This window comes from Bradyrhizobium sp. HKCCYLR20261, from assembly GCF_051168435.1.
Lineage (GTDB): Bacteria > Pseudomonadota > Alphaproteobacteria > Rhizobiales > Xanthobacteraceae > Bradyrhizobium.
Genome location: NZ_JBNPUZ010000006.1, coordinates 383549 through 396218 on the forward strand (window position 1 = coordinate 383549; position 12670 = coordinate 396218).

Sequence of the window (12670 nt, forward strand, 5' to 3'; positions counted from 1 at the left end):
CCGGCTCTACTCCGGAGCCGACCGTTGCGGCGCCGGTGTCGTGTGCTGCATTCGACCCAAGGACTAATCCTCTCCAGCCTGCTCCGTGTCAGGCGGTGTCGCGTCCTGCGCGCGCGACGGTGGCGCGCGCGGCGTCAGCGTCGCCTCGAACTCGCTGGGCTCGGCGGGTGCCGGCCACCACGGCCGGCCCGTGCCGTCGGCGCGCACCGGCGTGACGGCAAGGCCCTTGCCGTTCTGCACGAGCATCAAGGCCCCCTGCTGCTGCAGGCGCGGACGGTCGATCACGGCAGCCTCGCACGACTGTGGGGCCGAGCGCGCCGTCACCACCAGCGCGGCGCGGGTGCAATCGTCGGCAAGTGCATCGACCCGCAGCGCCAGCGCGACGATGCGGCCGTCTGCCATCGCGACCACGCAGCCCTGCTCGTCACAGGACACGCCGTCACCAAGCGACGAATCGGCGGGCAGCCGCGCGTCGGCGTCGGCCGCGAGCCATTCCTTGGTGACGAACACGTCCTTGCCGCTGCGCATCACATGCAGGCGTCCGTCGCGGCCGCGGACGGCCACCGCGCGGCCATCGCCGGAGACGAGAATATCGGGACGGGGCGTCATCGCGGCCCAGGCCGTGGCCGCCGCCAGCAGCACGGCGCCCGACCAGCGCAGCGGCGTGCGCAACAGGCCGATCAGGATGAGGCCCAGGCTGGCCGCGATCAGCGGGCCGATGCCGAACGCCGGGATACGGCCGACGGCACCGGGCAGCGCCGCCACCCAGCGCGTCACGGCGATCATCCAGTCGATGCCCCAGCCCATCAGCGTCCACCAGGGGCCATCGAGGCCGAACGGCGCTGCGAGCAGGCCCAGCAGGCCCGCCGGCATCACCAGCACCGAGACCACCGGCATCGCCGCGAGATTGGCGAGCACGCCATAGGGCGTGATGCGGTGGAAATGGAAGGCGGCATAGGGCGTCGTCGCGAGCCCCGCGATCAGCGAGGCCAGCAGCAGCATGGACAGTTCCCGGCCGCCCCACAGCGCGATGCGCTGCGTGGTCGAACTGTCGGGGGTCGCGAACAGTCTCGGCAGGCCGAACTGCACCAGCGCGACGAGGCCGAGCGTGGCCGCGAACGACATCTGGAAGCTCGGATGCACCAGCGCTTCGGGGGCCGCGATCAGGACGATCATGGCGGCCACCGCGAGCGTGCGGAAGGTGACGGCGCGGCGATCGACCATCACGGCGATCAGCACCACGGCCGTCATGAAGAACGATCGCTGCGTGGCGACCTCGGCACCCGACAGCAGCAGATAGAACGCGGCCGCGACCAGTGCCGCGGCGGCGGCCCATTTCTTGATCGGATGGCTGATGGTCAGGCCGGGGATCAGCGCGAGCAGCGCGCGCACGGCGAAGAACACGACGCCGGCCACGACCGCCATGTGATAGCCCGAGATCGACAGCACGTGGCCGAGGCCGGAGACGAACATCGCGTCGTTGACATCCGGCGTGATGGCGTCGCGCCGTCCGGTCAGCAGCGCAGTAGCAATGGCGCGCTCGTCACCACTGAGACGGGAGCGGATGCGCGCATCGATCGCATCGCGCAGGCCCTGCATGGTCGCGGCGTAGCGCAGGGCGTAGCTGCTCTCCTGTGGCGGTGGCTGGGCCGTGATCGTGCCCATCACGAAACCGGAGGCGCCGATGCCCTGGAAAAACATGTCGCGCGCGAAGTCGTAACTGCCGGGACGCACCGGCGCGAGCGGCGGCAGCAGCCGCGCCTTGAGCTGCACGAAGCTGCCAACCTCCGGCGCCGTGCCCTTGCGCACCGCGAGCCGCACGCGCACCAGCGCGACGCTGCTGCGCGGGCTCTCCATCGATGCCACCCGCAGCACGATGCGGTCGCTGCGCTCGCGGATGTCGCGCGCTTCGACGAAGCCTGTGAGCGAGACCGAATACAGCGGCCGCGCCAGCACGGGGTGGGCGACGCGGGCGGTCCGGGCGGTCGCGGCGGCAAAGCCGGCCGCCGCCGCTGCGATCATCACGACCGCCGGAAACAGCCGATGCCGGCGCATCAGCCCGGCCGCGACGCAGAGCAGCACCGCGGTGACCGCGGTGACCCACAGCACGGGCTCGTGGTCGGCGGAAAAATACAGCGCGATGCCCGCGCCGAACGCGACGGGCACCCACGGCAGCAGCCGCCCTGCGCCGGCCTCCTCCCGGGCCCAGCTCTTGAGCTTGCCGGCAAGCGACGGCCATGCGCCGGCGCCGATCGCGGGCCAGCCGGCGGCAAGCGCGCCGCGCGGCGGCCAGACATCGGCCATCACGCCCGCGAACCCGCGCCGCCCTCCTGGCGGCCGCACCGGCCCCGCCATGCCCACACCACCCGCTACCGGACTGGCGTCAGGCTACCGGAAGCTGTGCGAGCGCGCCTAGCAGAACGGAACGGGAATACCGGTCGATGCATCCCGCAATGCACGGGAACTTTCGTGCACCCCCGGACTTATACGGTCATGGACGACCACGCGATCGACGACCCCTTCGCCGACCTCGAACTCGAGAAGGCGATCCACCTGCGCTGGACCCTGCGCGACATCAAGGCCAACCGGCTCACCCTCTCTCCCGTCAGCGACGAGGACCTGTCCCTGCTCGCCGAGCGCGGCCTCGTCGAGCTCGGCGAGGGCGTGCCGACACTGACCGATGCCGGCCAGGACGCGATCGGCTGAGCGGCGCGCGCCTCAGCCCTTCGCGACCTCCTTGGCGAACGTGTCGCGCAGGCCGATGGTGCGGTTGAACACCAGCCTGTCGGGCGTCGAGTCGGGATCGCGCACGAAGTAGCCCTGACGCTCGAACTGCATCGGGTCGGCCGAATTGCTTTCGGCGATCGCCGGCTCGATGCGCGCGTCGGTCAGCACCTCCAGCGAGTCCGGATTGAGGTCGGCGGTGAAGTCCGCCGCGTTCGGGCTCGGATTGGCGAACAGCTGGTTGTAGAGGCGGATCTCGGCTGTCAACGACTGCGCGGCCGGCAGCCAATGCATCGTCGCCTTGACCTTGCGTCCGTCGGGCGCGTTGCCGCCCTTGGTCGCCGGATCATAGGTGCAGCGCAGCTCGACGATCTCGCCGGCGTCGTTCTTGATGACCTCGCGGCACTTGATGAAATAGGCGTAGCGCAGCCGCACCTCGTTGCCTGGCGACAGGCGGAAGAACTTCTTCGGCGGGTTCTCCATGAAGTCGTCCTGCTCGATATAGAGCTCGCGGCCGAACGCGATTCTGCGCGTGCCGGCCGAGGGATCGTCGGGATGATTGATCGCCTCGAGCTCCTCGACCTGGCCTTCCGGATAGTTCTCGATCACCACCTTCAAGGGACGCAGCACCGCCATGCGGCGCTGCGCCGTGCGGTTGAGCTCCTCGCGGATGCAGAATTCGAGCATGCCGACATCGACGATGCTGTTGGCCTTGGCGATGCCGATGCGCTTGGTGAATTCGCGCACCGCCGCCGGCGGCACGCCGCGTCGCTTCAATCCGGCGATGGTCGGCATACGCGGATCGTTCCAGCCGGAGACATGGCCGTCCTGCACCAGCCGCGTCAGCACGCGCTTGGACAGCAGCGTGTAGGTGAGGTTGAGGCGCGCGAACTCGTACTGCCGTGGATGCGACGGCACCGGCAGCTTGTCGAGCAGCCATTCGTAGAGCGGCCGGTGATCCTCGAATTCGAGCGTGCAGATCGAATGCGTCACGCCCTCGATCGCGTCCGACTGGCCGTGGGCGTAGTCGTAGCTCGGATAGATCTTCCAGGTATCGCCGGTGCGCGGGTGGTGGGCGTGCAGGATCCGGTACAGCACGGGGTCGCGCAGATTGATGTTGCCGGCGGCCATGTCGATCTTGGCGCGCAGCACGCGCGCGCCGTTCGGGAATTCACCGGCCTTCATGCGCCGGAACAGGTCGAGATTCTCCTCGACGGTGCGGTCGCGGAACGGGCTGTTCTTGCCGGGCTCGGTCAAGGTGCCGCGGGCCAGCCGGATCTCCTCCTGGGTCTGGTCGTCGACATAGGCGAGGCCGGCCTTGATGAGGCCTTCGGCCCACTCGTAAAGCCGCTCGAAATAATCCGAGGCATAGAACAGGTTGTCGTCCCAGTCGTAGCCGAGCCAGCGCACGTCGGCCTGGATGGAATCGATGTATTCCTGCTCTTCCTTGGTCGGATTGGTGTCGTCGAAGCGCAGATTGCAGCGGCCGCCGAATTCCTTGGCGATGCCGAAATTGAGACCGATCGACTTGGCATGGCCGATATGCAGGTAGCCGTTCGGCTCCGGTGGGAACCGGGTGACGACCGTCTTGTGCTTGCCGCTGTCGAGATCGGCCTGGACGATGTCGCGGATGAAGTCGCGCCCTGCCTCTGCCGTCGCTGCCGTGTCGTTCGTGGTCATCAAGAAATATCCTGCTCCGGAATTTGGCAGTCTATGTGCCAAATCCGCCTCCCCCAAGGAAGGCTTTAGTTATGCGATAGGCCTGCTATACACCCCCCGCCCGCTTGAGCCCCTGCCTGGATTTCGTGCTGCCGCCCATGACCACCCCGATCGTCACGCGCTTTGCCCCCTCCCCGACCGGCTTTCTCCATATCGGAGGCGCCCGGACGGCCCTGTTCAACTGGCTGTATGCGCGCGGCCGCGGCGGCAAGATGCTGCTCAGAATCGAGGACACCGACCGCGAGCGCTCGACCGACGCGGCCATCACGGCCATCCTCGACGGGCTGAAATGGCTCGAGCTCGATTGGGACGGCGAGGTCATCTACCAATATAGCCGCGCGGCGCGGCATCGCGAGGTCGCCGAGCAGCTGCTCGCCAGCGGCATGGCGTATCGCTGCTATGCCACCGCCGACGAGCTGGCAGCCATGCGCGAGAAGGCGCGCGCGGAAGGCCGCACTCGGCTCTACGACGGCATGTGGCGCGACCGCGATCAGAAGGAGGCGCCGGAGGGCGTCAAGCCGACCATCCGGCTGCGCGCGCCGCTGACCGGCGAGACCGTGATCGAGGACCAGGTGCAGGGCCGCGTGGTCTGGCAGAACGAGAACCTCGACGACCTCGTGCTGCTGCGAGGCGATGGCAATCCGACCTACATGCTGGCCGTGGTGGTCGACGATCACGACATGGGCGTCACCCACGTTATCCGCGGTGACGATCATTTGATCAATGCCGCGCGCCAGAAGCAGATCTACGATGCGCTGGGCTGGACGGTGCCGTCGATGTCCCACATCCCGTTGATTCACGGGCCCGACGGCTCGAAGCTGTCGAAGCGCCATGGCGCGCTCGGCGTCGATGCCTACCGCGCGATGGGATATCTGCCGTCCGCGCTGCGCAATTACCTGGTGCGGCTCGGCTGGAGCCATGGCGACCAGGAGATCTTCTCGACCGACGAGATGATCAAGGCGTTCGATTTGCCGGCGATCGGCCGCTCGGCCGCGCGGTTCGATTTCGCCAAGCTCGAAAACCTCAACGGCCACTATATCCGCCACAGCGACGACGCCGCCCTGGTGCGGCAGTTCGAGGACGTCTTGAACTACGAGCCGAACGGCGCGGCGCTGAAAGCCAAGCTCAACGATACGACGCGCGCACAGCTCACCCAGGCGATGCCGAGCCTCAAGGAGCGCGCCAAGACGCTGCTGGAGCTGATCGACGGCGCCGCCTTCATCTTCGCCGACCGGCCGCTCGCCATCGACGCCAAGGCTGCCGCGCTACTGACACCGGACAGCCGCGCCTTGATCGGCCGGCTGCACGAGGCGCTGTCCGCGGTCGAGCCGTGGAGCGGACAAGCCACGGAGGCCGCGCTGCGTGCGTTTGCGGAAGCCAACAATCTCAAGCTGGGCGCGGTGGCCCAGCCGCTGCGGGCCGCGCTGACGGGGCGGACCACGTCGCCCGGCATCTTCGACGTCCTGGCGATCCTGGGACGTGATGAATCCTTGGGCCGTCTGCAGGACCAGGCCACCTCATAAGGTCTGAGGGACCCCATCTTGCAGCGCACAGGGCAATACGGTACGCATTTGCGCGGCACCATCTGGTGTCCCCGACTTTGACATTCACGACACGTTGCGGCGGGCTCGTTGACGGATGTGAGGGCCGAAGGACACTAGTAAGTATAAGATTCCAGTGTGGTTTCGGATTTGACCTTCGCTTAAGCACTTCGCGCAAGACTCGCCGCGACCTGAAGCGAATGCCAGAACCACCGCACTGGATAAAGTCCACCCGCCCTGCCATCTCTCACAAAGAACAAGGGCCAAGACTAACGATCAGCCTAACGATCTCATCGGGGACAAACGATGGACGCAAAATCCGCTAGCAAGACCGCGACCCTCACCGTCGGCAACAAGAATTTCGATCTTCCGATCCTGAGCGGCACGGTGGGCCCCGACGTCATCGACATCGGCAAGCTCTACGCCCAGACCGGGATGTTCACCTATGACCCCGGCTTCACCTCCACCGGCAGCTGCCAGTCGAAGATCACCTATATCGACGGCGACGCCGGCGTGCTGGAATACCGCGGCTACCCGATCGAGCAGCTCGCCGAGAAAGGCGACTTCCTCGAGACCTGCTATCTCCTGCTCTACGGGGAGCTCCCGACCGCCGCGCAGAAGAAGGACTTCGACTATCGCGTGACCCATCACACGATGGTGCACGAGCAGATGTCGCGCTTCTTCCACGGCTTCCGCCGCGACGCGCATCCGATGGCCGTCATGGTCGCCTCGGTGGGCGCGCTCGCCGCGTTCTACCACGACTCGACCGACATCAACGATCCGAAGCAGCGCATGATCGCGTCGATGCGGATGATCGCGAAGATCCCGACGCTGGCGGCGATGGCCTACAAATACACGATCGGCCAGCCTTTCGTGTATCCGAAGAACTCGCTGTCCTTCGCCGAGAACTTCCTGCACATGTGCTTCGCGGTGCCGTGCGAGGAGTACAAGCCGAACCCGGTCCTCGCCGACGCGCTCGACAAGATCTTCATCCTGCACGCCGACCACGAGCAGAACGCCTCGACCTCGACGGTGCGCATCGCCGGCTCCTCGGGCGCCAACCCGTTCGCCTGCATCGCCGCCGGCATCGCCTGCCTGTGGGGTCCGGCGCATGGCGGCGCCAACGAGGCGGCGCTGAACATGCTGGCCGAGATCGGCACCGTCGACAAGATTCCGGACTTCATCGCCAAGGTGAAGGACAAGAACAGCGACGTGCGCCTGATGGGCTTCGGCCATCGCGTCTACAAGAACTACGACCCGCGCGCCAAGATCATGCAGAAGATGTGTCACGCGGTGCTCAAGGAGACGGGCCACGCCGACGACCAGATGCTGAAGGTCGCGATGGAGCTCGAGAAGATCGCGCTCAGCGATCAGTACTTCATCGACCGCAAGCTGTACCCGAACGTCGACTTCTATTCGGGCATCACGCTGAAGGCGATGGGCTTCCCGGTGTCGATGTTCACCGTGCTGTTCGCCGTCGCCCGCACTGTCGGCTGGATCAGCCAGTGGAGCGAGATGATCGAGGACCCGCAGCAGAAGATCGGCCGCCCGCGCCAGCTCTACACCGGCGTCACGACGCGCAACTACGTCGACATGGACAAGCGCAGCTGATCGTAGCCAGCAACAGATGAACGATGAGAGGCCCGTCCGGTACGCTGGATGGGCCTTTTCTATTGCGGCTGAAGCCCGCGTAGCATTGCGATCGCAGCGAAGCATTGCAGAGTCTTGTCGCGGAAAAATTTCTGGATTGCTTCGCTACGCTCGCAATGACGGGGGCGAGAGAGGCGCAAGACAACAATGAAACGGGGTGAGCGACGGCCCCAGACGCTACGATTCAGTGGTTCCGCGACAACGGCATGAGTTGGACGCGCATTCTGCATCCGCGTCATTGCGAGCGCAGCGAAGCAATCCAGGGCCGCGCAAGGACACTGATTAGTCACCGCTGCCCGCGGACACCCGGATGTCGCTTCGCTCACCCGGGCTACGAAATGTCAGGTACGCATGCGCGACAACTTATGAGGAGCCGTAGGGTGGGGAAAGCAGCCGCCGCGAGGCGGCAGCGTGCCCACCGTCGTGCAGCGGATTTTGCCGCAAGACGGTGGGCACGGCGCCACCGAGATCTCACATGTCGAGAGAGCACGGCGGCGCCTTTGCCCACCCTACGCTTTCATTACTAATTAGGACGTCACCTGCCGTCCCCCGCGCATCGTCGCCAGCACGATGTCCGCCGCGCGTTCGCTCGGCGAGGCCGCGCCTGTCGCCATGATGCCGTCGAGGCGATTGAAGGCCTCGACCTGGCGCGTGCGGATCGGCCCGCCGTTCAAAAGATCCACCAGCACCGGCGCGAGGTTGTCGGCCGTGCAGGCCTCCTGCAGATATTCCGGGATCACATTCTCGCCGATCACCAGGTTGGCAAGGATCACGGACTGCACGTTGACGACTCGTCTGAGAATGAAGGCTTCGACCTCGCCCACGCGATAGGCCGTGACCATCGGAACACCTGACAGCGCGAGCTCCAGCGTCACCGTTCCCGACTTCGCGAGCGCCGCATGGGCGCTTCTGAAGGCGGCGCGTTTCTCGGCTTCGCCAGTCACGATGGTCGGCGTCACCGGCCAGCTTGCAACCCCTGCCCTGACGGCGGCCTCCAGATGCTGCGTCGTCGGCAGCACTGCTTCGAACGCAATGCCTTGCGCCTGCAGGCGCGACAGCGTCTCGCCGAACACCGCCATGTGGCGCGCGACCTCGCTGCGACGGCTGCCGGGCAGCACCAGCAGCAGCGGCGGCTTGCCATCGCGCCGCGCCTGCTCCTCGGCGTTCGGACGCAAGCTCGACAATTGCTCGATCAAGGGATGGCCGACATAGCTGCAGGGCGGACCGCCCAACCTCTGAAACGCCTCGGGCTCGAACGGCAGCAGGCCGAGCACGTGGTCGATATAGCCGTGCATGGCGCGCGCACGGCCGGGACGCCAGGCCCACACGGTCGGCGCCACGTAGTTCACGATCGGAATGGCGGGATCGCGGGCGTGGACGCGCTTCGCCACGCGTTGGGTGAAATCCGGGCTGTCGATGATGACAAGGACATCGGGCTGGCTCGCCACGACGGCGTCCACCGTCTGCCGGAGCAGGCGCAGGATCTTCGGCAGCTGCTTGATGACGGCCGTGAAGCCGACGATCGAGAGCTCCTCGATCGGAAACAGCGAGGACAGCCCCTCGCCGATCATGCCGCGGCCGCCGACGCCGGAGAATTCGACGCTGTCGCCGAGCCGCTGGCGCAGCACCTTCATCAGGCTGGTGCCGAGCCGGTCACCGGACTCTTCGGTCGCGACCAGGCAGATCCTGCGGACGGCCCGGCCTGCCGACGGCGGCGTCACGCGGTGACGCCCGTGATGAACACACCGGCGCGGTCGGCGGCTTCCACGGTCTCCTGCGGATCGGCCAATAGCGTGTAGGCCGCTGCGACGGCGACACCGGCAAGGCCGGCGGCGGACAGTCCTTCCACCGTGCGCGGACCAATGGTCGGCAGATCGTAACGCAGGTCCTGGCCGGCTTTGGGCGCCTTCACCAGCACGCCGCGCCCGGCGGCGGCGCGGATGCGCCTGTTGGCACGCAGCCGGGCCACGCGGGCCAGCAGCCCGTCGGTGCCCTCGATGTCCTCGAGCGCCACGACGTGGCCGTCGATCACCACCACCGCCTGCCCGACATCGAACGGCGCCATCGCCTTGAGCACGGCAAGCCCCTTGGCGATATCGTCGCGGACCAGATCGTTCGGCGCGTTGCGCGTCAGCCGGCCCTCGGGGACCAGGAGATTCGGCGCGATATCCTTGACGCCGACCATGTGGAAGCCGTGGCGCTCGAAGATGCGCCCCACCCCCGACAGCAGATGATCATCGCCGCCGCGGAAGGCCGACCAGATGTAGGGCAGCTCGCGCAAGGTGCCCCAGTCGAAGCGGATCTCCGACACCGCCGGGCGTACCAAGTTGCCGATGAACATCAGGTCGCGGACGCCTTCGGTCTTCAGGAGCTTCAGCGCGTTGCCGAGCTGGCCGAGGCCGATCCAGTGATGGCGGAAGCGCGCCAGCGGCTTGGGATCGCAGATGCCCTTCAGCGCGAACAGCACCGGCGTCTGACCGCGCGCGACGACCGCGTCGGCCACGGCGAACGGCAGCACGCCGCCCGCAGCGATCAGGCCGATCGGAGGGGCGGTGTCTGCGGCCGGCGCGCCCATGGCTCAGTGCTCGGCGGCAGGCCTGCCGCTCTCGGGCAGGCACAGCGCGCGGTGACGGCTGCCGTCGATGAAGGCCAGGATCTCGGCGATCGCAGGGTCCTCTCCGGCGAGCGGACGCACGCCCGCCAGGCGATCGGCGAACACGCCGGGGCCATGGAACAGCTTCTGATAGAAGGCGCGGACGGCGGCCAGGCGCTCGCGGGTGAACTTGCGGCGCTTCATGCCGATGACGTTCAGGCCTTCGAGCGCGGCATACTGGCCGTTGACGAGGCCATAAGGAATGATGTCGCCGCGCACGCCGCAGACGCCGCCGACCATCACGCCATGGCCGATGCGGGTGAACTGATGCACAGCCGAGAGGCCGCCGATATAGACAGCGTCACCGACCTCGACATGGCCGCCGAGCGTCGCCGACGTCGCGAAGATCACGTTGTTGCCGACCACGCAGTCATGGGCGACATGCGCGTTGTTCATGAAGAACCCGCCATTGCCGATCCTCGTCAGGCCGCCGCCCTTGGTCGTGCCGATGTTCATCGTCACGCCCTCGCGGAAGGTGCAGCCGGAGCCGATCTCGAGCCGGTGCGGCTCGCCGCGATAGCTGAGATCCTGCGGCGCACCGCCGAGCACGACGAACGGCGAAATGACGTTGTCGTCGCCGAGCGTGGTGTGGCCCATGATCTGGACGTGGCTGATCAGCTTGCAGTTCGCCCCGATCACGACGTTCGGACCGACGATGCAGTACGGGCCGATGACCGTGCCCTCGCCGATGACGGCGCCGTCCTCGACGCGCGCGGTGGGATCAATCTTGCTCATCTCGACGCAATCAACTCTCTACCTGCAACCCGCAACGTCAGTCGGTCAGCATCGCGCCGACGTCGGCTTCCGCGACGACCATGCCGTCGACCTTGGCGTCGCCATGGAACCACCACATCGTCTTGCGCCGTCCGATCGAGCGCATGTGGTACTCGATGGTCTGGCCGGGCAGCACCGGCTTGCGGAACTTGCACTTGTCGATGGTGAGGAAATACACCGCGCGCGGCTTTTCCGTGCCCTCGACCGATTTGATGCCGATCACGCCCGCGGTCTGCGCCATGCCCTCGATCATCAGCACGCCCGGATAGACCGGCCGCTCCGGGAAGTGGCCCTGGAAGCACGGCTCATTGAACGAGACGTTCTTGACGCCGATGCCGCTGTAGTCGGCGCGGATGTTCTTCACGCGGTCGATCAGGAGAAACGGGTTACGGTGCGGCAGCGTCTTCAAGATCTCGTTGATGTCGATGTCCGCAAACCTGATGGGTGACTCCTCCATCACTCCTGTCCTTCGTCCTTTTTCGTCGCGGTCTGATCACGCACCAGCCGTTCCACGGCGACGATCTCGCGGAACCACTGCTTGGTCGGCTTGGCAAAGAAGCCGCCCCACCGGCCGTTCGGCGGAATGTCGTCCTTGACGCCGCTCATCGCGGTCACCTGGGCGCCATCGCCGATCGTCAGGTGATTGTTGATGCCCACCTTTGCCCCGAGCGCGACGTTGTCGCCGATCGTGAGGCTTCCTGCCAGCCCGATCTGGGCCGCCAGCAGGCAATGCCGGCCGATCGTGACATTGTGGCCGATCTGAACCTGGTTGTCGATTTTGGTGCCCTCGCCGATCACCGTGTCGCGCAGGCTGCCGCGGTCGATGGTCGTGCCGGCGCCGACCTCGACATGATTCTGGATCAGCACCCGGCCGGTCTGCGGCACCTTGGTGTGCCCGTCCGCTCCGAAGAAGATGAAGCCGTAGCCGTCCTGGCCGATGCTGCAGCCGGGATGGATCAGCACGTCATTGCCGATCAGGGCGCATTGGATCACGGTCCGGGCGCCGACATTACAGTCGCGGCCGATCTTGACGTGCGGGCCGATCACGGCGCCGGCGCCGACGATGGTGCCGGAGCCGATCTCGACATGGGCGCCGATCACGGCGAGCGGCTCGACGATGACGTCGTCCTCCAGCCGCGCGGTGGGATCGATGATCGCCTGGGGCGAGATGCCCTCGCAACCGAACCAGGATTGCGGACGCAGCGCATCGCCGTGCATCTCGCGCGCGAGTTGCACGAAGGCGCGGAACGGCTGGTTGGCGCGGAGAACGGCGACATGCGGCGGCACGCGTGCCTCGAACCGTGGGCTGACCAGGCAGGCCCCCGCCTTCGTCGCGGCGAGCTGGTCGGCGTATTTGAGATTGTCGAAGAACGCCAGGTGCATCGGACCGGCTTCGTCGAGCGACGCCAGCCCCTTGATCACCTGCTCCCCACGCGACGGATCGACCAGGGTGGCCTTGGCCGCAGTGGCGATCGCCGCCAGGGTGGTCCGCGGCGGGGATTGGAAGAAGGTCGGCTGGCCCATTCGGTCGCACTCTCAGGACAAAAAGTCAGAGCCCGGCTCCGGCCTCCCGGAACCGAGCTCCCATCTCTTACACCGTCCGGGGTGG

The 12670-nt window shown here is 66.8% G+C and carries 10 protein-coding genes; 3 read left to right on the forward strand and 7 right to left on the reverse strand.

Annotated elements, in window-relative coordinates:
- Positions 1-63: 63 nt before the first annotated feature.
- Positions 64-2355: a ComEC/Rec2 family competence protein gene (locus tag ACQR1L_RS17175; RefSeq protein WP_434859112.1), complete on the reverse strand. Its 2292-nt coding sequence runs from the start codon at positions 2353-2355 to the stop codon at positions 64-66.
- A gap of 138 nt (positions 2356-2493) precedes the next feature.
- Between ACQR1L_RS17175 and ACQR1L_RS17180 the strand changes: the two genes are divergently transcribed.
- Positions 2494-2706 (forward strand): hypothetical protein, encoded by a 213-nt coding sequence (locus ACQR1L_RS17180; protein ID WP_434859113.1) that lies wholly within the window; start codon positions 2494-2496, stop codon positions 2704-2706.
- 12 nt (positions 2707-2718) lie between these two features.
- Here ACQR1L_RS17180 and ACQR1L_RS17185 read toward each other — a convergent pair whose 3' ends face one another.
- Positions 2719-4404, reverse strand: a complete 1686-nt coding sequence (locus ACQR1L_RS17185; protein ID WP_434859114.1) for a glutamine--tRNA ligase/YqeY domain fusion protein — start codon at positions 4402-4404, stop codon at positions 2719-2721.
- 137 nt (positions 4405-4541) lie between these two features.
- Between ACQR1L_RS17185 and gltX the strand changes: the two genes are divergently transcribed.
- Both gltX and gltA read left to right on the forward strand, forming a co-directional pair.
- Positions 4542-5966 carry a glutamate--tRNA ligase gene (gene gltX / locus ACQR1L_RS17190; RefSeq protein WP_434859115.1) on the forward strand — a complete coding sequence of 475 codons (1425 nt, stop codon included), beginning with the start codon at positions 4542-4544 and terminating at the stop codon, positions 5964-5966.
- A gap of 324 nt (positions 5967-6290) precedes the next feature.
- Positions 6291-7595, forward strand: coding sequence for a citrate synthase (gltA, locus tag ACQR1L_RS17195; protein WP_434859116.1), 1305 nt, complete (start codon positions 6291-6293; stop codon positions 7593-7595).
- Between the two features lie 566 nt (positions 7596-8161).
- On the opposite strand, the gene lpxB is transcribed toward gltA, so the two are convergent.
- Genes lpxB through lpxD form a run of 5 tightly spaced genes read right to left on the reverse strand, consistent with a single transcriptional unit; the run spans position 8162 to position 12585 of the window.
- Entirely contained in the window at positions 8162-9355 is a 1194-nt protein-coding gene (gene lpxB / locus ACQR1L_RS17200; RefSeq protein WP_434859117.1) for a lipid-A-disaccharide synthase, read from the reverse strand.
- Positions 9352-10209, reverse strand: coding sequence for an LpxI family protein (locus ACQR1L_RS17205; RefSeq protein ID WP_434859118.1), 858 nt, complete (start codon positions 10207-10209; stop codon positions 9352-9354). The genes lpxB and ACQR1L_RS17205 overlap by 4 nt, the downstream gene beginning before the upstream one ends.
- A gap of 3 nt (positions 10210-10212) precedes the next feature.
- Positions 10213-11022 (reverse strand): acyl-ACP--UDP-N-acetylglucosamine O-acyltransferase, encoded by an 810-nt coding sequence (gene lpxA / locus ACQR1L_RS17210; RefSeq protein WP_434859119.1) that lies wholly within the window; start codon positions 11020-11022, stop codon positions 10213-10215.
- A 37-nt stretch (positions 11023-11059) separates the two neighbouring features.
- Positions 11060-11518: a 3-hydroxyacyl-ACP dehydratase FabZ gene (gene fabZ, locus ACQR1L_RS17215; protein ID WP_434859120.1), complete on the reverse strand. Its 459-nt coding sequence runs from the start codon at positions 11516-11518 to the stop codon at positions 11060-11062.
- The gene (lpxD, locus tag ACQR1L_RS17220) at positions 11518-12585 is read right to left on the reverse strand and encodes a UDP-3-O-(3-hydroxymyristoyl)glucosamine N-acyltransferase (RefSeq protein ID WP_434859121.1); all 1068 of its coding nucleotides are present in this window, start codon (positions 12583-12585) and stop codon (positions 11518-11520) included. The genes fabZ and lpxD overlap by 1 nt, the downstream gene beginning before the upstream one ends.
- Positions 12586-12670 lie beyond the last annotated feature (85 nt).